The organism is Antarcticibacterium flavum, assembly GCF_006159205.1.
In the GTDB taxonomy this organism is placed as follows: domain Bacteria; phylum Bacteroidota; class Bacteroidia; order Flavobacteriales; family Flavobacteriaceae; genus Gillisia; species Gillisia flava.
Genome location: NZ_CP040812.1, coordinates 3828526 through 3847012, shown reverse-complemented (window position 1 = coordinate 3847012; position 18487 = coordinate 3828526). Strand labels below are relative to the sequence as shown.

The window sequence follows — 18487 nt, the reverse complement described above, 5'->3', positions numbered from 1 at the left end:
GCCCCCTGGCCCCCGAAGGGGGAGCACTAAATTGTAATAAATAAGTTCGATAAATTTTACAATCGAATAAAATCATTCGTGTAAGGAAAATACAAAAAGGACTTATGAAGATTCTGATTATTCAACAAAAAATGATTGGGGACGTGCTTACGTCCTCAATCTTATTTGAGGTGCTGCGTAAAGAATTTCCCGAAGCCCGTTTGGAGTATCTTATTTATAAACATACTTTTCCGGTTGTAGAAAACAATCCTTTTATCGATGAGCTCATTCCTTCAGAAAAAGAAGATCTAAAACCTCATAAATTTCCTGCTTTCCTTCAAAGGATAAGAAAACGGAAATATAATATCATTATTGATGTGTATTCCAAGATTGGCACTGCACTTCTCTGTGCTTATTCAGGCGCGAATACAACTATTTCTTATGAGAAGTGGTACACGAAAAATTTCTATTTCCGGGTTGTAAAACGGGCAGAAACACCCCTTACTCCTGCGGGGCTTGCCATAGAAAACAGATTGCGCCTGCTAACTCCCCTTATCGAAAAAGGCCCTGCACAGATAAAACCAAAAATCTATCTAACGACAACTGAAACTACTGCGGCTAAAAATCGGCTGGAGCAGGCAGGGATTTCAGGGAAGGAAATGCTGCTCATGGTTTCTGTTCTTGGAAGTTCTGAAGCCAAAACCTATCCGCTGCCATACCTCGCCACTTTACTTGATGAAACAGTGGAGGAAACCGGTGCGCATTTACTTTTCAACTACATCCCAAAGCAGCTTCCCGAGGCGCAGCAGGTGTTTGAACTTTGCAATACTGAAACAAAGGAGCATATCCACCTGGAGATCTTCGGAAGAAGCCTTCGGGAATTTATGTCTTTAACTTCGCACTGTGACGCGATCATTGGAAATGAGGGCGGGGCAATTAACATGGCAAAAGCTTTGGAAGTGCCTGCCTTTGCAATATTTTCTCCCTCTATTAATAAGGAGGATTGGGCCCTTTTTGAAAATAAGGCAACCAATACTTCTGTACATCTTAAAGATTTCAGGCCGGGACTGTTTGAGAAAGGGTCGACTAAGAAGTTAAAGAAAGACTCCGAAAAACTCTATGACCTCTTTAAACCAGAAATGATTTGGCCCGAATTAAAGGAATTCCTTCAATCCATTGAAACCAATAAAAAGAATTCCCATTAAGCCTTCTTCCAGAATTTCAGTTTCTTTTTCATTCTTTGTTTACGGTGAAACTTCTCCTGGAAACTTAAGGTTTCCATCCACATCTTATTAAAAACTTCAGCTTCCGGTTTAGTGATCAATTTCGAGTATTCATTTGCCATTACCTCTACCATTTCTTTTTTTGGTGTAAGCCTGGCGAAATTTTTCATTCGATCCTCAAAACTGAGGTTCCTAAAATTCATCCGGTTAAGGTCCACCAGGTAAAATTTATATTCGCCTCCATCAATTTGAATAAGGGTATTGCCCGGGGAATGGTCCAGGAATTCGATGCTGTTTTCGTGTAGTTGGAAAGTGAACCTGGTAAAAGCTCTAAGTATCTCCTCGTGATCTGGAAAATCGGGTTGAGTTACCAGTTCCCTGTAGGTAAGTTCGTATGGCAGGTGCTCGCTTACATAATAACTTTCCTGGAATCCAAGAGCAGAGGTTTCTTCAGCATAAGCGATAGGAAATGGGGTACCAATATTTTTCGAGATCAGGTGCCCGGCATATTCGAAGGAACGTTGTGCCTTGGATTTCCTGAAAAATCTATATGCTATTTTATTTATCGCATTAGGAACCTTAAACGATTTTATGTTTATAGTTTGGGCTTCAAGATCAAAAAGCTTGATACTGTTTCGCTGGCCATCATTCAACAGTCTTCCTTCCCGTTCAAAATTTTCAATGAATTCGAGGAGCTTTTTACGACTGGCTTCATAAGTGGGGGATAAAACATATTTCATACTACCTGCCGCTTTCCTGGTTCAAATATTTATCCACCCCGTTCTTACACCAGGTCTTATTCTCATGAATGGTAGTCTGCTGAATTTGATTGTTTCTCTCCAAATTTTCCTTCGATTTCTCCGGGTGAAATATATGATAGACAATCCCCCCATATCTCAAACGTTTTCCCTTCACTCCGTTATTCAGTAGTCGTAAAACAAATTCTGAATCTTCCCTGCCCCAGCCTTCCATAGTCTCGTCGTAGCCATTCACTGCAATAAAACTCTTTCTCCAATAGGAAATATTGCAGCCACGGGTCTTTTTAGAAAAATTGGAATTAGGCTTATATATTTTCTGAAGTACCGGAATTCTTAGGTTACGTGTCCTGTTCTTGATAGCCCCGGAGAACATTGGGAACTTTGCGAATTTCTCCCGAATGACAAATGCCACTGCCTCGGGCTTAATATTTACCCGAGAGCCATAGATATATGTATAGCCCTGAGAAGAATTCAAATGGTCATCTATAAAATGAGGGTGCATAATACAATCTCCATCTATTTGTATAATATAATCTGCGTTTGTTTGGGCTATTGCTTTATTAAGAATGGCCGATTTACGAAAACCCTCATCTTCCTGCCAGATATGTTTTATGGGAATAAGCAGTTTCTCTTTATAAGCCTCAATTATCTTGCGGGTTTCCTTCCCCGAGCCATCATCTGCTACCAGGACCTCATCTGGCATTCGCACCTGCATAGTGAGACTTTTTAGAACCACGCCTAAAGCTTCCGGCCAGTTGTATGTGGAAATAAGTAAGGCTGTTTTCATCTAAAATGGTTCTAATTTCTTCTTGCTACCGTAGCATATTGGGGAAAACGAATATCCATCTGTGAAAATAGAAATGGCAGGTTGTATAAATAAGCCTTTAAGGATCTACTCTTATTAATACCCTCATGTACAACTACCTTATACCCCAGCTCCTCATACATTCTCCGGATACTCTTACCTGTAAAAAACCTTAGGTGGGTATGGTCCATCACCCCAAAATCTTCATATTGCCAGTCTTTATTTACCAGCAATTTCACCAGGGCATTGTGATAGCGTATATTCGGAATAGAACTTATCACTACCCCGTCTTTCTTAAGATTATTCTTAAGATTTTTCAGGACCATATAAGGGTCGGCAAGATGTTCCAGCACATCATTCATATAGATCACATCAAAATAATCTTTTGGCAGGTCTTCCAAATGTTCCTCAACAGGACCCGAAAAAACCTTGTGCAAATGTTTCTCTGCTTCTTTGGCTTCGTTTGGCATTAATTCTAAACCCCAAACCTCTGCCTTTTGTTTTTGCTGGATCACCCTTCCAAAAGCTCCCCTGCCACAGCCAATATCTATAATGGTCCTTGCATCCTCTGGAAGATACTTCAACATTTCATTTCTTACATTGGAGTAATAATCCCCCGGTTTATTCTCGTAATCCATACTTATAGCTATGAAACAAATATATTAAATGTATGTGCAAATTTTTATTTTTGAAGAGTTTCATTCCGGCTCTAGGCGTATTTTCATAAAACATTACCTTTACCTTAATTTTTTATAAGAAATAAATCACCCTAAGGTAACCTTTAATCTAAGTAACTTTTGTCACCAAATCAGGATAAATCACACCTCTCTGCCTTTGAAATTGCGGTGGTAGTCATAAATTATAACTCTTCAAATTACACAATAGATTGTGTGAACTCTTTGTTGGAAAAGACTTCCCCCGCTGTTTCCCTGCAAATAGTAATAGTAGATAATGCATCTCAATATACAGATTATATAAAGCTTGCAGATTATCACCGCGGCCTTGAAAACAATGTAAAGCTATTAAGAAGCAGGATTAACACCGGTTTTGGTGGCGGTAATATGATAGGTGCAAACCTTTGCGATGCTAAATATATAGCCTTCGTTAATAATGATACTATCCTGGAGAATGACTGCCTTAGCATCCTCCGTGATTTTATGATTGAGAATCCGGAAGCAGGCATTTGCGGGCCACAGGGATTTAAAGAAGATAATACCTTACTGCCCACTATAGATCACTTCGCATCTGTAAAAAGAGAGATCTTTGGCAGGAAATTCCTCGAGAAAATAAATTCCAAAAAGTATCCAACACGTAAAAAGGAATATGACCACCCTGTAAGATCTCAATTCATAGCTGGTAGTTTTATGTTTTTTCGTACTGAAGATTTTAATGAGATTGGAGGGTTTGACACCAACATCTTCCTTTATTATGAAGAGACAGACCTCTGCAAAAGGCTTCTAAACCTAAAGAAGTATGCCTACCTGGTCCCGGCAGCCAGATTTATGCATTACCACGGTGCAAGCACAGAAAAGTCTTTAACAATCAAAAAAGAACTTAAGCTTTCATTGCTCTATGTGATCAATAAGCATTATGGTTTTTTCCACTTCTGGACTTTGTTGATCTATTTCCAAATAAGGTATTTTTTCAGCTCACTGGTAAAGCCAAGGTATTTCCCGCTATGGATTGTTTTTATGAAACAGGCAAGGATGAGCAGTTCGATGAAACATCAGCAAAAGATCCATTCGCAATAAGATTGAAAATTAATTTGACAGGTCCAGTAATTTTTCAATTCAACCTTTGATATTTTTATAAAAAAAGAACAATCACATGAACATCCTCCATCTTTCAGCAGTCAAAAATTGGGGTGGTGGTGGAAATCATATTGAGAATTTATGTTATGAGCTTTACCGGTCTAATCCCGAAGTGAAAAATATTATCGTAGTAGCAAAAGGTGGCCAGTTCCACGAGCGGTTAAAGAATGGCAATTTTGAATATGATACGGTTCCCTTATCGATGAATTTGGACCCGCGTGCTCTTCTCAAATTCATCAGGTTGTGCAGGAAACATCAAATAGACCTTGTACACCTCCACGGCTCTACTTCTCTTAGCCTGGCTGTGATCGCCACAAAACTGTCATCCCTGCCTCCTTTTATTTTTAGCAAAAAAACTACTTTTCCAATTAAGGAGAGGAAACAAACTTTGTACAAATACAATCACCGGCAAATAAAAAAGATCCTATGTGTTTCTGATGGGGCAAAGAAAGTGGCTGAAAAAGCAATAGATGATAAATCAAAACTCAAAACTATTTACCACGGCACCCGCATAGATAATAAAAGCACAGAGACACCTTTCCTTCTTCGGAAAAAGTTCAACATTCCTGATGGTTCCAGAATTGTAGGTCACATAGGAAATCATATTAGAGCCAAGGATCTTGAGACCTGGATCTCTGCCATAGATCACCTGGTTAACAAATTGAACTATCAAAATATCTTTTTTGTTCAAATTGGTACTTTTTCAAAACAAACGTCTTTATTATTTGAAATGCTGAAAGCTAATAACCTGGAAGAACGGGTTTTCTTTACCGGGTACGTGCCCAATGCATCCAATCTTCTTCCACAAATGGATACTCTAAGCATTAGCTCGCAAAGTGAGGGCCTCCCGCAGGTAATTTATGAGGCGGCCTGGCATAAGGTCCCTGTTGCAAGTACAGACGTGGGCGGTATCCCCGAATTCATTTCGCACAATGAAAACGGACTTTTATCGCCGAAAAAAGATGCGGTGAAATTAGCTGAAAATTTAGCGGTACTTTTGGCAAATCCTGATTTAGGTAAGACCTTTGCATCAAGAAGTCATGAAAAACTGCAACCACAATTCACTGCAGCATTTATGGCCAGGCAAACCCTGGAAGTATACAGGGAGGTTTTAAATAAATAAGCCAAATGAAAATAATTCCGTTCGTTAAAAATCTGCTCACCTCCCCTGCCCGCTCATTGAGGAAAATTGAGGTGAAGAACGGTCTTATAAACAGCCCCCAGTTCAACCGTGAGATTGCCAATGTTTACAGGATGGACATAGATAATGCAGGGGATTATTACAGTTCCCCTGTGCATTATTTTAAAGAGTTAGGAGATATCCAGGTGGATATCTTTGACTTTAAAAATTCTGCCGACACAAATCTCGAAGAGCAAATTTCCAATAACGCCCTTATAATTGGGGGTGGTGGACTCCTAAACCGAAAGAGCTTTAAATTTCAAATGAAAACCTTTGAAGCCCTTGCCGGCAGAGGGAAGAAAACTGTGCTTTGGGGAGTTGGGCACAATTCAAAGAATAAAAAAGATTTCAGAAAACTGGAATCATATAATATAAAGACAGAGAAATTCGGACTTGCAGGTACACGTGATTACAGCCTTTCAAAAGAATGGGTTCCCTGTGTAAGTTGTTTAAATGAGGTTTTTGATAAATCCTATTCTGCCATCAGGGAAACCGGAATCATCTTACATAAAAAAACATTAAAGAATTCAAGAATTGCGGCTGCTTTTAAGGACTATCCCCTTATTTCCAACTCCCAGGATCTGGAGCAGTTTGTAGAATTTATAGGAACTTCAGAAAACATCATAACAGATAGCTACCATGCGATGTACTGGGGGATCCTGCTCAATAAAAAAGTGGTTGTGGTTCCCAACTCTTCCAAATTCTTTGATTTTAAATATGCTCCTGTTATCTCAAGTTTTGAGAATTGTATTGAAGATTTAAAAAAAGCAGAAGTGATTGACGGAGTCCTGGAAGAGTGCAGGGAGAGAAATAGGCTTTTTGCAGAGAAAGTGTTTAATTATCTTGAAATTTAAAAAATGAAAGAAGAAATAGAAAAGGCTCTCGAAGTCCTTAAAAAAGGTGGAATTATTTTGTATCCCACAGATACTGTATGGGGGATTGGATGTGATGCCACAAATGCAGAAGCTGTAGACAGGATCTATAAACTTAAAAAGCGCAGTGACAGTAAAGCGATGATATGTCTTGTAAACAGCGTAAAAATGCTGGAACAATTCATAAATTCTGTTCCCGAGCCCGCTTACGATATTATTGATCATGCCCAGCAGCCTACTACTATTATTTATGATAATCCTATAAAAGTTGCCAATAATCTCGTAGGTGAAGATGATACCCTTGCAATACGTGTTGTAAAGGAACAATTTTGTGAAAATTTGATCTACAAATTAAGAAGGCCCCTGGTTTCCACCTCTGCTAATATTAGCGGCGAACCAACCCCAAATTCTTTTGCTCAAATAGCCCCTGAAATTTTAAAAGGTGTGGACTATGTAGTAAATTTGCACCAGTCAAAAACCTCAGGAAAACCGTCGGCAATTATTAAGATTGGCAATGACAGAACGGTTAAAGTGATACGCAAATAAAACATGCCCAAACAACAAAATTATCAGCAGGCGCTTCATCATTCAATTTTCAAAACCATATCTAAGGCAACAGAAGAGACCGGCCATGAAAGTTATGTGATAGGCGGTTATGTTCGGGATCATATCCTTGGCCGCGGCGAACCTAAAGATATTGATATTGTTGCAGTGGGAAGCGGGATCGAGCTCGCCAAAAAGGTTTCCGGTTTACTACCACACAAACCCAAAGTGCAGGTTTTTAAGAATTTTGGGACCGCGATGTTACGGGCAGAGAACCTGGAGATTGAATTTGTAGGTGCCAGAAAGGAAAGTTATAACCGTGACAGCCGTAAACCAATGGTGGAGGACGGGACGCTGGAAGACGACCAGAACAGGCGGGATTTTACTATTAACGCGTTGGCCCTAAGCCTGAATGCAAATTCTTACGGAGATCTTGTAGATCCTTTTAACGGAATGAAAGATCTCGAGAACAAGGTCATTAAAACTCCTCTGGATCCTGATATCACTTATTCTGATGATCCCCTGAGGATGATGCGGGCCATTCGATTTGCCACACAACTTAATTTTAAGATCGAAAAAGAATCCCTTAAAGCTATTACAAGAAATAAGGAACGCATCAAGATCATTTCAAACGAAAGGATCGTGGAGGAGCTTAACAAGATCCTGCTGGCAGATAAGCCCTCGGTAGGTTTTGCACTTTTGCATAAAACAGGGTTGCTGCACCTTATCATGCCACAGCTAACAGCTCTTGAGGGTATTGAAGAAATAGAAGGACAACGGCACAAAGACAATTTCTGGCATACGCTGGAGGTGGTAGATAATATTTCAGAAAACACCAATTACCTCTGGCTGCGGTGGGCGGCGCTTTTGCACGATATAGGAAAGGCACCTTCCAAGCGGTTCGACAAAAAGATTGGCTGGACCTTTCATGGCCACGAATTTTTAGGTGCTAAAATGGTCTACAGGCTTTTTAAACAACTGCGTCTTCCGTTAAACGAGAAGATGAAGTACGTCCAAAAGCTGGTATTGATGAGCAGCAGACCTATTGTCATTGCAGATGAGAACGTAACAGATTCCGCAGTGCGCAGGCTGGTATTTGACGCCGGGGATGATATTGAGGATTTAATGACGCTGTGTGAGGCCGATATCACTACAAAAAACCCGAAACGTTTTAAAAAATATCATAACAATTTTAAAAAGGTACGAAGGAAAATAAAGGAGGTCGAGGAGAAAGATCACGTTCGCAATTTTCAACCCCCGGTGAGTGGAGAGGAGATCATGGAAACTTTTGACCTAAAGCCATCCAGGGAAATAGGTATAATAAAAGATGCCATAAAAGAGGCAATTTTAGAGGGAGAGATCCCTAATGAATACGAGGCAGCAAGGGAGTATATGCTTTCAAAAGGACGCTCCCTGGGTCTTACCCCGGCACAAAATAAAGACAGCACCGGGAATTAATTCAATTACAATTCAATGAAAGACAATAAGAAGGTTGTTTACTGGTTGTTCACAGGTTGTTTTTTAATATTTATTATGGTGATCGTAGGCGGGATCACGCGGCTTACACAAAGTGGCCTCTCCATTTCAGATTATAAATTGATTAGCGGCACAATCCCACCACTTAACGAGGAAGAATGGATTGCAGAATTTGAGCTTTACAAACAATACCCCGAATATCAAAAGCTTCATTACCATTTTGAACTTGAAGATTTTAAACAGATCTATTTCTGGGAGTGGCTACACAGGGTTCTGGGAAGGCTCATTGGCCTGGTATTTATAATCCCGTTCATATTTTTTCTTTTAACCAGGCAACTTACCAGTTCTACTATAAAAAAATCCATCATCCTGCTGTTCCTAGGTGGGTTCCAGGGATTTTTGGGTTGGTACATGGTCAAAAGCGGCCTGGTAGATATTCCCGCAGTGAGCCACTACAGGCTTGCGGCCCACTTAACCACAGCCTTTATAACTTTTGCCTACACCTTTTGGGTAGCTTTGGACCTTATATACCCTAAGCGAAAGACAATTAATAAGGCCATGCGAAATGTGGTGAGATGGGGAATGGCAATCCTGCTGCTGCAAATCATTTGGGGAGCTTTTGTCGCGGGTCTTGATGCAGGTCTTATTCACAATACCTGGCCAATGATGAACGAAGGTAAATTCATGCACGAAACAGTTTATATTGAGCAAAGCCCGGTATGGAAGAATTTTATTGAAGGTAAAAGCGGGGTGCAGTTCGTGCACCGTTACCTGGCATTTTTTGTGGTAGGGATCATCGCCTATATATGGTATCGTTCCAGACAAATTGCATTGACTGCCCTTCAGCAAAAAGCCATAAATGCATTATTGATTCTTGTATTTGTGCAATTCCTGCTGGGGGTATTAACCCTTATTTATGCGGTGCCTGTATGGCTTGGGGTAGCTCACCAGGTGGGGGCATTTTTCCTGCTGGCAGGCATGACATTCACCCTGCACAGATTCACCAGATAGTGTGATTTTCTCATTGAAAACTGTATCTTTGCAATCCTAAAATTTTACTATGGTTTATCGATTTCGGGTTATTCTTGATGCAGAAGAAGATGTGTTCAGGGATATAGAACTTTTACAGGAAAGTACCCTCGAAGATTTTCACAATTCCATCATTAACGCTTTTGGGTTTGATGGCACAGAAATGGCATCATTCTACATTAGTGATGAAGATTGGAACCAGGGGCAGGAGATCTCCCAATTTGACGTAAGTGACGGGGAGGAATCGGTAATGCTAATGAATGAAACGAAACTGGACAGTGTAGTTTCTGAAGACCAAACCAAGCTTATTTACGTCTATGACTTCCTGAATATGTGGACGTTCCTTATCGAACTTGGAGAAATAGCTGAAATTGAAGAAGGTCGCGATTATCCAAATTTGATGTTCGTGCACGGGCAGATCCCTCTCGAGGCACCCGATAAGGAGTTTGTTGCAGAAAAGGATGAATTCGGAGATAATTTTGACGAGGATTTCGATCTTGACGATTACGATGACCTACCTTTTGACGAAAACTGGAATTAAGCGAAATACACCCGGCTGCGACAGGATAGTTAATAAGTACTAACTTTTATCCCCCAACCGCAGCAATTTTTTTCAGAGGATTTTACTATAATTGCTTCCGCCAAATGGCGGTATAAATCGGCAGCAAAAATCTCATATCTCAATACTCATATCTCAATTCTCAATACTAACCAAGCATGATCAACTTATATAACGCTCAAATTGAATCTCTTTCTATTCACAGGGTTGGAAACAAAAGCCGGAATGAGAATATCTTTTTGTCTGAAACTCCTTTTCAGCTCAACGATGAGATCACTCCACTTATCAAGGAATATTTTCTAAAACCCTTCAGGGAAAAAGAAGAGAATTACTACCAGTTCTTTCACGAAACAGATCTTGAATTCAATGAGCTTTATAATCTTTCAAACCAGATCTTTGACGCTCCCGATACTGTACACGAGGTTAGCAAGAAAATAAACACCCTTCTTTTCGAGCAGTCTGCCCACCCTCATATAAAAAGCGGGGAAGTATATGTGGTATATTTTGAGAATATGCTTCTGGATAATGAGAAGGTACCTGCCATAGGGATATTTAAATCTGAATTAAAGCATGATTTCCTTCAGTTCCAGGAAAAAGGCAGTGTTTTGGAGATGATCATTCAGCAGGGGATCAACCTTAACAAGCTTGATAAGGGAGCGCTTATATTCAATAAGAACAGGGCTGAAGGTTACAAAATCCTTTCAGTAGACTCCAATAAATATGATACCAAGTACTGGCTGGAAAATTTCCTTGGGGTTGATGTACTTGCAGATGATAATTTCTACACCAAGAAGTATTTAAAATTCTGCCAGAACTTTGCCAAAGATGTTGTTTTCCCGGCGGAAGATAAAAAAGAAGAGGTGATGTTCATGAACCGAAGTGTGGATTACTTTGCCAAAAATGACGCTTTTGAGGAATCTGCCTTTATGAATTCTGTTATTGATAACCCGGCTCTTATCCCTGAATTCAATAATTATAAAACAGAAAAAGCCCCGAAATACAAGATTGAGGACCTAACCTCCTTCCCTATTGCCAACAACGCTGTTACTGCTGCCAGAAAATCGATCAAAAACGTGATCAACCTGGACACCAATATCCAGATAAAAATGGATTTTGTGAATCCGGAATCTGCAGAGAAATTCGTGGAAAAAGGCTGGGATGAGGAAAAGCAAATGTATTACTACCTGGTTTACTTTAATAAAGAGGAGAAAAGCTAGTTTACCTGCGTTTTCATATTCACATCCTCATAATTTCTTTTTACAAATTCAAGGGCCGTGCGCAGGATCTGTCCCATAGTGCGAGCCCTTTTGAATTTCATATCGTTGGTAAAATGATAAAGATCCTTTCTTAGCTGTCTCACATTCTCCTGGGTGGAAACATGGTCATTTATCATACACCGAATTAATTCTTTAAACCTGGTGCTGGCATTGATCATCCTCTTTGCCAACAGCGACCGCTCCTCTTTCCTGTATTGCTCAATAGAGTTTTCCTGGAGTCTATCTGTTACCAGCTGTACCATTTTAAAATTCTCCTTAAAGAATTGAGGCCTGTACACTTTTAAATTCCCTTCATAGCTCTGCTGGTCAAAATCTATAGCCCGAATTGTATATTCTACATGATCAAAGTCGTGGGTGGGAATTACTACATAATTGTATGATCGCATATCTCCCAGGAGCCTCACCATACAGCGTTCATTAAATTTCACAAATTGCTTGGCAAGCTGGGTTTTGGCCCTGTCATCACACAGAGGCAATTCGTTTTCAATAAAAACATCCCCCGGGATACCTGCAATATGCTCCTCAATAAGCGTGTCCTTATACACCAGGAAATTGATACGATGGGGAGATAAAATATGCTCCACTTCCAGTCCATAGATCCTGGAGGCATCGGCCATTTTCACATAGAAATAGGTAAAACTATCATTAAGGATATTCCTCACTTTGATCCTGAAAGGTTTGGAATTCCCGAAGGTGCAGTAATCTATGGCATCGATATTCAAATATTCCAGTGATTCATCACTCCCATCTGAGTGCAGAATATTATACACATGCTTTAGTGATTCATCTATCTCCACCCTTTCATGGTCTGAATAATAACAGCGTACCCAAAGAGTATCCTCATCATGCCGGTCATAGACCGTAATAGATCCTGCAAACCTAAGAAGGTCATCATAGAACACCGGGATCTTGGTATTGCGGTTATATTTTGCCAGGTAGTTATGAAACCTTTCATTAACAGGAAAGGAGGGTTTTTTTTTGGACATCAATTTTTCTTCCATAGAAGGGGTTTTTTCAAAAATACAGATTCCTGTTCATTTCTCCTGTAACAAAACGTTAACTTAGACGTCACATGATTAAACAACAGCCAAATTGGAGACAATACTCACCTTAAATAATCTTACCAAGAACTATGGTTCTTTAACGGCCGTGAATAACCTTTCCTTTACCATAAAAAAAGGAAATGTCTACGGGATACTGGGACCAAATGGCAGTGGTAAATCCACCACCCTTGGAATGGTCCTGAACGTCGTTAATAAGACTTCCGGGGATTTTCACTGGTTTGACGGTAATGACTCTACCCACGAAGCCCTCAAAAAAGTTGGAGCTATTATAGAACATCCAAACTTTTACCCATATATGACCGCAGCACAAAATCTTGCACTGGTATGTAAGATCAAGGGAGTAAAGCCTGAGAAGATCACAGAGAAACTGGAACTTGTTGGTTTACTTGACAGGAAAGACAGCAAATTCCGTACCTTTTCCCTGGGGATGAAACAGCGGCTTGCTATAGCCTCTGCCCTATTGAATGATCCAGAGATCCTAATCCTCGACGAGCCTACCAATGGCCTGGATCCCCAGGGGATCCATCAAATAAGGGAGATCATTCGCAAAATAGCATCTATGGGCACTACTATTCTGCTCGCTTCACACCTCCTGGATGAAGTAGAAAAAGTGTGTTCACATGTGGTTATTATTAGAAAAGGAGAAAAACTCTACAGCGGGCCTGTAGATGAAATGAATGCCAGCCATGGCTTCTTTGAACTTAAATGCAGTGAGACAGAAAAATTACAGGCACTTTTAAGTGAGCATCCTGCCATAGGAAAGATAAATTCTAAGGATGGACTGGTTACCGCATTCCTCGATGAACCTATGGACGCAGAGACTCTCAACTCATACCTCTTCAGCAAGGGTATCGTGCTGTCTTATCTTGTAAAGAGAAAAGAAAGTCTTGAAGAACAATTCCTGCAACTAACCAACCAAATCTCCAACTAAGATGTTACGTTTACTCAATATAGAATTCCATAAATTAAAATACAGCAGGTCTGCCAAAATATTGACCGGTATCTATTTTATCCTTATTACTTTCATCGCCCTCATTGCCTCTGTTGAATTTCCAATAGGACAGGTAAATTTCCGCCTGGCCGACCAGGGAATTTTTAATTTCCCTTTCATCTGGCATTTCAACAGCTATATCGCTGCCACCCTAAAGTTGTTCCTGGCAATTGTGATAGTCTCAATGATGTCCAATGAATACAGCAACAGGACTTTAAAACAAAATCTTATTGATGGACTGAGCAAGAAAGAATTTATTCTCTCAAAATTTCTTACGGTAGTGCTTTTCTCCGGCATTTCCACTTTATTTCTGTTTATCGTGACCATTATCCTTGGCTATTCTTTTTCAGATTATAATGAGATCTCGATAGTATTTTCAGATATGGAATACCTGCTGGCATATTTTATAAAACTCACCGGGTTCTTCACCTTTTGTATGTTCCTGGGAGTTTTGGTGAAACGATCGGCTTTTGCCCTGGGTTTCCTTTTCATTTGGTGGATATTTGAAAGCATTGTCTATGGACTGCTCACCTGGAAGTTATTCAAGGATATGAATTATGTGGCAGATAATATTATGCAGTTCTTCCCCCTCGCCTCTATGAGCAACCTGGTAGTAGAACCTTTTTCCAGGCTCAATTTCATACAGACAGCTGCATCGCAATTGGGATCTGAATTTACAAAGGATTATGGGGTACACTGGTACCAACTGCTTATAGTGATTGCCTGGACTCTCCTCTTTGTATATCTATCTTTGGCTTTGCTGAAAAAAAGAGATCTTTAAATAAGCCGACAGTCTTCCGTAAGGAAGAACTTTTTGCACATCGGGAATCTTTTTATCTGTTATAATTACTTCTGAAATTCTGTGGTTTGCTGAAAAAGCCTCCCTGGTTTTAAATAGGCAGGATTATTGCTTAATTTCGTGAGGTTAAGAAAAGAAGCAAATGAAGTTCACGATAAAATCAGTTTACAAACCTACCGGGGACCAGCCACAGGCAATCAAACAGCTGGTAGGCGGTATAAATAAAAATGACCAGTACCAAACCCTTCTTGGGGTTACAGGATCGGGTAAAACCTTTACGGTGGCAAATGTCATTGAAAAAGTGCAAAAACCTACTTTGGTGCTGGCACATAACAAGACCCTTGCTGCGCAGTTATATTCAGAATTCAAACAATTTTTCCCGGACAATGCGATTGAGTATTTTGTTAGTTATTACGATTACTATCAGCCGGAAGCATTTATTCCGTCTTCCGGAACTTATATAGAAAAGGATCTCTCCATCAATGAGGAAATAGAAAAATTGCGACTTAGTACCACCTCTTCCCTTTTAAGCGGAAGACGTGATGTGCTCGTTGTTGCTTCGGTTTCTTGTTTATATGGTATAGGGAACCCTGTGGAATTTCAGAAGAACGTGGTTTCCATAGAAAGGGATATGCATATCTCCCGAACAAAATTCCTGCACCGACTGGTACAGAGTTTATACTCCAGGACTGAAGCAGATTTTAACCACGGTAATTTCAGAATTAAAGGAGATACTGTAGATGTATTTCCAAGTTATGCAGATAATGCTTTCCGAATACATTTCTTTGGAGATGATATTGAGGAGATCGAGGCATTTGATCCCCAGACCAATGAGGTGGTGGAAAAATACGACCGGCTTAATATCTATCCTGCCAATATGTTCGTAACGTCTCCCGATGTGTTGCAGGGAGCTATCCGTGAAATACAGGATGACCTTGTAAAACAAGTGGATTACTTCCAGGACATTGGAAAGCACCTGGAGGCAAAGAGATTGGATGAGCGTACCAATTTCGATTTGGAAATGATCCGGGAACTGGGATATTGTTCCGGGATCGAGAATTATTCCAGGTATCTTGATGGCAGACTTCCGGGAACACGGCCGTTCTGTCTTCTGGATTACTTCCCAGATGATTATTTGATGGTTGTGGATGAGAGCCACGTTACCATTCCGCAGGTACACGCTATGTATGGCGGGGACAGGTCCAGGAAGGAAACCCTGGTGGATTATGGTTTCAGGTTACCGGCGGCTATGGATAACCGTCCGCTGAAATTTGAAGAATTTGAAGCGCTTCAGAATCAGGTGATCTATGTAAGTGCTACCCCTGCAGATTATGAACTCACCAAAACAGAAGGGGTTTATGTGGAACAGGTAATTAGACCAACCGGACTACTGGACCCAATCATCGAAATAAGGCCAAGCTTAAATCAAATTGATGACCTGCTTGAGGAAATACAGGTTCGGGCAGAGAAAGATCAAAGGGTTCTTGTAACCACGCTGACCAAAAGGATGGCAGAGGAGCTTACAAAATACCTTACCCGGGTAGATGTGAGGTGTAGGTACATACATTCTGATGTTGATACCCTGGAAAGGGTCGAGATCATGAACGACCTTAGGAGAGGGATCTTCGATGTGCTTATAGGTGTAAACCTGTTAAGGGAAGGACTGGATCTTCCCGAAGTATCCCTGGTTGCGATCCTGGATGCCGACAAAGAAGGTTTCCTGCGAAGCAACCGTTCCTTAACCCAGACTATAGGACGTGCGGCCAGACACCTGGAAGGAAAGGCTATTATGTATGCAGATAAGATCACAGATAGTATGCAGAAAACCATTGATGAAACTGAATACCGCAGGGAAAAACAGATAGCTTACAACACGAAACACAATATTACTCCTACAGCTCTAGTCAAAGCCTTCAATGAGACCCTTATTAAGAGAAAAGAAGAGGCATACAAGATAGAAACTGCACCTACTCTCAAAGCGGCTGAAAAAGAGACTGCTTATTTTAGCAAAGGTCAGCTCGAGAAAAGGATTCGGGAAAAACGCAAGGAGATGGAAGCTGCGGCAAAGGACCTGGATTTCATGACCGCAGCGAGGCTTAGGGATGAGATCAAGATGCTTCAGGAAAAAACCCAGGCACTGGCGCAATAGGCTGCTTTGCAATAGGTTATTTTTTCAGAAATAAATTATAAAGTTGGTTAAAGAAGATTTAACCTGTTTAGCTGCACCACAATTAATAGTTATATTTAAAATTACCCAACCAATTTATGATCTACTGTGACTGTTTAAAAACCAGTTACAATGAAAAAATTTTTACTCAATTCAATTCTGCTCCTATCTTTTCCTGTCTTTGCACAGGTGGGAATTGGAACAGACAGTCCCAAAGCACAGCTGGATATTATTTCACATAATCCAGCCAATCCTGAGCACCTTGACGGGATTCTTATTCCGCGGGTTAAAAGATTTCCCTCTACCTCACCCGGAGCAGATCAACACGGCATGCTGGTTTTCCTGGAAGTTGATATCCAGGATTTTTCTTCAGGATTCTATTACTGGAACAACCAGGATAAGAAATGGACCAATATTGGTGGAAGCGCTGCCGGGGATTTTTATAAACCGGGCACGACCACAAGTCCCGGGAATATCCTGGAACCAGTTTACAGGCAGGGCAATGTAGGAATTGGTACAGAAGAGATCACTTCTAAAATGCAGATAAGCCTTAATTCCACAGCAGATGCTGCAATAAAAAAAGGATTGGAGGTAGATAATAATAATCCTACCATTGATAACCTCACGACTTACGGGATCATCAACAATAACCGAAGTGCTACAAATGGAACAAAATATGGGCTGAAAAACAACGTGGGAGGTCTGGGTTCCGGGGTTCATTATGGCATTTTCACAGAAACCTATCAAAACGCCGGCACCAATGATATTTATGGGATCTTTAACAGGGTTGGAAGAACATTTGGTGCAAGGAGCGACAATTACGGGATCTACAGCCAGATAGGAACAAGCCAGGGACAGGGAAATATTTACGGAATTTACAGTATAGCCCAGGGAGATCATAACGCTAAAGTCTACGCAGGCTATTTTGTAGGACGCGTTGGAATTGGCCTTAGCCCGCAGCAGGAATACATCCTCCCGGCCATACGGGGAGTGAATGAGCAGTTCTTAAGCCTGGACAGTGCTGGAAATTTGAACTGGACCTATAATAATATTCGAAATTATTCCTCAACGACCAGTGTCGCCGGTGCTTTCCAAATTCCCGATGAGGTTTATTCACTGCGCATCAATGATGCTGTAACAGCTATTGCCATCCCTCCCGCCAATCTTCATCGGGGGAGGTTGATCACCTTGATCGCGTGGAAAGGCACCAAAACTAAACCGTTTGTCTTCTCCAATAATGATGACATTTATGATGTGGTAAATGATGTATCAATTGCCTCAATTACCGGAAGCCAGATAATGACTATCCAAAGCGCCGGCAACAGGTGGGTATTGCTTAATATAAGAAAAGCGCCCTGAAAAAGACGCTTTTACTTTCTAACTAACTAATCAAATTAAATAATCACATTATGCAATCTCGATCATTCGCTTTGGCTGTACTTTTGCTTCTTCCCGTTTAGGAAGGTTGATCTCAAGGACCCCATTATTATACGAAGCAGAGATTTTCTCATTGTCTACAGTCTCAGGTAAGCTAAAGGCCCTTTTAAAAGTACTGTAGCTAAATTCCCTGCGGGTATATCTTCCATTCTTTTCTGAAGGCTCGTTTTCCTTCTTCTCTTCCGAAGAAATGGTCAGCACATCATTGTCAAGTTCGATCTTAAAATCTTCTCTTGATTTTCCGGGAGCTGCTACTGCTACCAGGAAATTTTCATCACTTTCGTGAATGTTCACTGCAGGGATACTGGTACCTATACTATTTACATTTGTAGTACCTCCTAACCAATCTGTTTTAAACATATCATCGAAAACAGATGGCAGCCAGTTGGCCTCATTTCTCTTTATTAAACTCATAACTTTTATTTTTTAAGGTTATTAACTTTTTTTCTTATCTCTTAGCAAAATAAATTCCAATTAAAATTAACTGCCGTTTTGTCTCATTTTTTAATTTTTTAAA

At 40.5% G+C, this 18487-nt stretch carries 18 protein-coding genes; 13 read left to right on the top strand and 5 right to left on the bottom strand.

What is annotated here, in order from left to right; genetic code table 11:
• Window positions 1–104: 104 nt before the first annotated feature.
• Window positions 105–1184, top strand: coding sequence for a glycosyltransferase family 9 protein (locus FHG64_RS16930; RefSeq protein ID WP_139067496.1), 1080 nt, complete (start codon window positions 105–107; stop codon window positions 1182–1184).
• Here FHG64_RS16930 and FHG64_RS16925 read toward each other — a convergent pair.
• The 3 genes from FHG64_RS16925 to FHG64_RS16915 are packed head-to-tail and all read right to left on the bottom strand — an operon-like array spanning window position 1181 to window position 3403.
• A complete protein-coding gene (locus FHG64_RS16925; RefSeq protein ID WP_139067495.1) occupies window positions 1181–1942 on the bottom strand; it encodes a lipopolysaccharide kinase InaA family protein in 762 nt (253 codons plus the stop codon). The two genes, FHG64_RS16930 and FHG64_RS16925, sit on opposite strands and share 4 nt — an antisense overlap.
• A 1-nt stretch (window position 1943) precedes the next feature.
• Window positions 1944–2747, bottom strand: coding sequence for a glycosyltransferase family 2 protein (locus tag FHG64_RS16920; RefSeq protein ID WP_139067494.1), 804 nt, complete (start codon window positions 2745–2747; stop codon window positions 1944–1946).
• A gap of 11 nt (window positions 2748–2758) precedes the next feature.
• On the bottom strand, window positions 2759–3403 hold the full coding sequence (locus FHG64_RS16915; RefSeq protein WP_139067493.1) for a class I SAM-dependent methyltransferase: 645 nt from the start codon (window positions 3401–3403) through the stop codon (window positions 2759–2761).
• 159 nt (window positions 3404–3562) lie between these two features.
• Here FHG64_RS16915 and FHG64_RS16910 point away from each other — a divergent pair, with 159 nt between their 5' ends.
• The 8 genes from FHG64_RS16910 (at window position 3563) to FHG64_RS16875 (ending at window position 11452) form a co-directional block, all read left to right on the top strand.
• Window positions 3563–4516 (top strand): glycosyltransferase family 2 protein, encoded by a 954-nt coding sequence (locus FHG64_RS16910; protein WP_246054170.1) that lies wholly within the window; start codon window positions 3563–3565, stop codon window positions 4514–4516.
• Window positions 4517–4592: 76 nt separating this feature from the next.
• Complete coding sequence (locus FHG64_RS16905; RefSeq protein WP_139067492.1) at window positions 4593–5699, top strand: glycosyltransferase family 4 protein; 1107 nt, start codon at window positions 4593–4595, stop codon at window positions 5697–5699.
• 5 nt (window positions 5700–5704) lie between these two features.
• Complete coding sequence (locus FHG64_RS16900; RefSeq protein WP_139067491.1) at window positions 5705–6610, top strand: polysaccharide pyruvyl transferase family protein; 906 nt, start codon at window positions 5705–5707, stop codon at window positions 6608–6610.
• A gap of 3 nt (window positions 6611–6613) precedes the next feature.
• Window positions 6614–7174, top strand: coding sequence for an L-threonylcarbamoyladenylate synthase (locus FHG64_RS16895; RefSeq protein ID WP_139067490.1), 561 nt, complete (start codon window positions 6614–6616; stop codon window positions 7172–7174).
• A 3-nt stretch (window positions 7175–7177) separates the two neighbouring features.
• On the top strand, window positions 7178–8629 hold the full coding sequence (locus FHG64_RS16890; RefSeq protein ID WP_139067489.1) for a CCA tRNA nucleotidyltransferase: 1452 nt from the start codon (window positions 7178–7180) through the stop codon (window positions 8627–8629).
• Window positions 8630–8644: 15 nt separating this feature from the next.
• Window positions 8645–9658: a COX15/CtaA family protein gene (locus FHG64_RS16885; RefSeq protein WP_139067488.1), complete on the top strand. Its 1014-nt coding sequence runs from the start codon at window positions 8645–8647 to the stop codon at window positions 9656–9658.
• 49 nt (window positions 9659–9707) lie between these two features.
• Complete coding sequence (locus FHG64_RS16880) at window positions 9708–10217, top strand: plasmid pRiA4b ORF-3 family protein (RefSeq protein WP_139067487.1); 510 nt, start codon at window positions 9708–9710, stop codon at window positions 10215–10217.
• A 176-nt stretch (window positions 10218–10393) separates the two neighbouring features.
• The gene (locus FHG64_RS16875) at window positions 10394–11452 is read left to right on the top strand and encodes a nucleoid-associated protein (protein ID WP_139067486.1); all 1059 of its coding nucleotides are present in this window, start codon (window positions 10394–10396) and stop codon (window positions 11450–11452) included.
• Here the strand turns inward: FHG64_RS16875 and FHG64_RS16870 are convergent.
• Window positions 11449–12513 carry a hypothetical protein gene (locus FHG64_RS16870; protein WP_139067485.1) on the bottom strand — a complete coding sequence of 355 codons (1065 nt, stop codon included), beginning with the start codon at window positions 12511–12513 and terminating at the stop codon, window positions 11449–11451. The genes FHG64_RS16875 and FHG64_RS16870 overlap by 4 nt on opposite strands.
• Window positions 12514–12604: 91 nt before the next feature.
• Here FHG64_RS16870 and FHG64_RS16865 point away from each other — a divergent pair, with 91 nt between their 5' ends.
• The 4 genes from FHG64_RS16865 to FHG64_RS16850 all read left to right on the top strand — a co-directional run bounded on the left by FHG64_RS16865 (window position 12605) and on the right by FHG64_RS16850 (window position 17892).
• A complete protein-coding gene (locus FHG64_RS16865; RefSeq protein ID WP_139067484.1) occupies window positions 12605–13507 on the top strand; it encodes an ABC transporter ATP-binding protein in 903 nt (300 codons plus the stop codon).
• Window position 13508: 1 nt separating this feature from the next.
• Entirely contained in the window at window positions 13509–14348 is an 840-nt protein-coding gene (locus tag FHG64_RS16860; RefSeq protein ID WP_139067483.1) for an ABC transporter permease, read from the top strand.
• A gap of 160 nt (window positions 14349–14508) precedes the next feature.
• On the top strand, window positions 14509–16515 hold the full coding sequence (uvrB, locus tag FHG64_RS16855; protein WP_139067482.1) for an excinuclease ABC subunit UvrB: 2007 nt from the start codon (window positions 14509–14511) through the stop codon (window positions 16513–16515).
• 150 nt (window positions 16516–16665) lie between these two features.
• Window positions 16666–17892, top strand: a complete 1227-nt coding sequence (locus FHG64_RS16850) for a hypothetical protein (RefSeq protein ID WP_139067481.1) — start codon at window positions 16666–16668, stop codon at window positions 17890–17892.
• A gap of 48 nt (window positions 17893–17940) precedes the next feature.
• Here the strand turns inward: FHG64_RS16850 and FHG64_RS16845 are convergent, their stop codons facing one another.
• Complete coding sequence (locus FHG64_RS16845; RefSeq protein ID WP_139067480.1) at window positions 17941–18384, bottom strand: Hsp20/alpha crystallin family protein; 444 nt, start codon at window positions 18382–18384, stop codon at window positions 17941–17943.
• Window positions 18385–18487: the final 103 nt, after the last annotated feature.

Coding starts and splice junctions, on each gene's coding strand:
- FHG64_RS16915 (WP_139067493.1), bottom strand. CDS start 3,403: ATGGATTACGAGAATAAACCGGGGGATTATTACTCCAATGTAAGAAAT.
- FHG64_RS16845 (WP_139067480.1), bottom strand. CDS start 18,384: ATGAGTTTAATAAAGAGAAATGAGGCCAACTGGCTGCCATCTGTTTTC.
- FHG64_RS16880 (WP_139067487.1), top strand. CDS start 9,708: ATGGTTTATCGATTTCGGGTTATTCTTGATGCAGAAGAAGATGTGTTC.
- FHG64_RS16930 (WP_139067496.1), top strand. CDS start 105: ATGAAGATTCTGATTATTCAACAAAAAATGATTGGGGACGTGCTTACG.
- FHG64_RS16890 (WP_139067489.1), top strand. CDS start 7,178: ATGCCCAAACAACAAAATTATCAGCAGGCGCTTCATCATTCAATTTTC.
- uvrB (WP_139067482.1), top strand. CDS start 14,509: ATGAAGTTCACGATAAAATCAGTTTACAAACCTACCGGGGACCAGCCA.
- FHG64_RS16920 (WP_139067494.1), bottom strand. CDS start 2,747: ATGAAAACAGCCTTACTTATTTCCACATACAACTGGCCGGAAGCTTTA.
- FHG64_RS16900 (WP_139067491.1), top strand. CDS start 5,705: ATGAAAATAATTCCGTTCGTTAAAAATCTGCTCACCTCCCCTGCCCGC.
- FHG64_RS16870 (WP_139067485.1), bottom strand. CDS start 12,513: ATGGAAGAAAAATTGATGTCCAAAAAAAAACCCTCCTTTCCTGTTAAT.
- FHG64_RS16850 (WP_139067481.1), top strand. CDS start 16,666: ATGAAAAAATTTTTACTCAATTCAATTCTGCTCCTATCTTTTCCTGTC.
- FHG64_RS16860 (WP_139067483.1), top strand. CDS start 13,509: ATGTTACGTTTACTCAATATAGAATTCCATAAATTAAAATACAGCAGG.
- FHG64_RS16895 (WP_139067490.1), top strand. CDS start 6,614: ATGAAAGAAGAAATAGAAAAGGCTCTCGAAGTCCTTAAAAAAGGTGGA.
- FHG64_RS16905 (WP_139067492.1), top strand. CDS start 4,593: ATGAACATCCTCCATCTTTCAGCAGTCAAAAATTGGGGTGGTGGTGGA.
- FHG64_RS16925 (WP_139067495.1), bottom strand. CDS start 1,942: ATGAAATATGTTTTATCCCCCACTTATGAAGCCAGTCGTAAAAAGCTC.
- FHG64_RS16885 (WP_139067488.1), top strand. CDS start 8,645: ATGAAAGACAATAAGAAGGTTGTTTACTGGTTGTTCACAGGTTGTTTT.
- FHG64_RS16875 (WP_139067486.1), top strand. CDS start 10,394: ATGATCAACTTATATAACGCTCAAATTGAATCTCTTTCTATTCACAGG.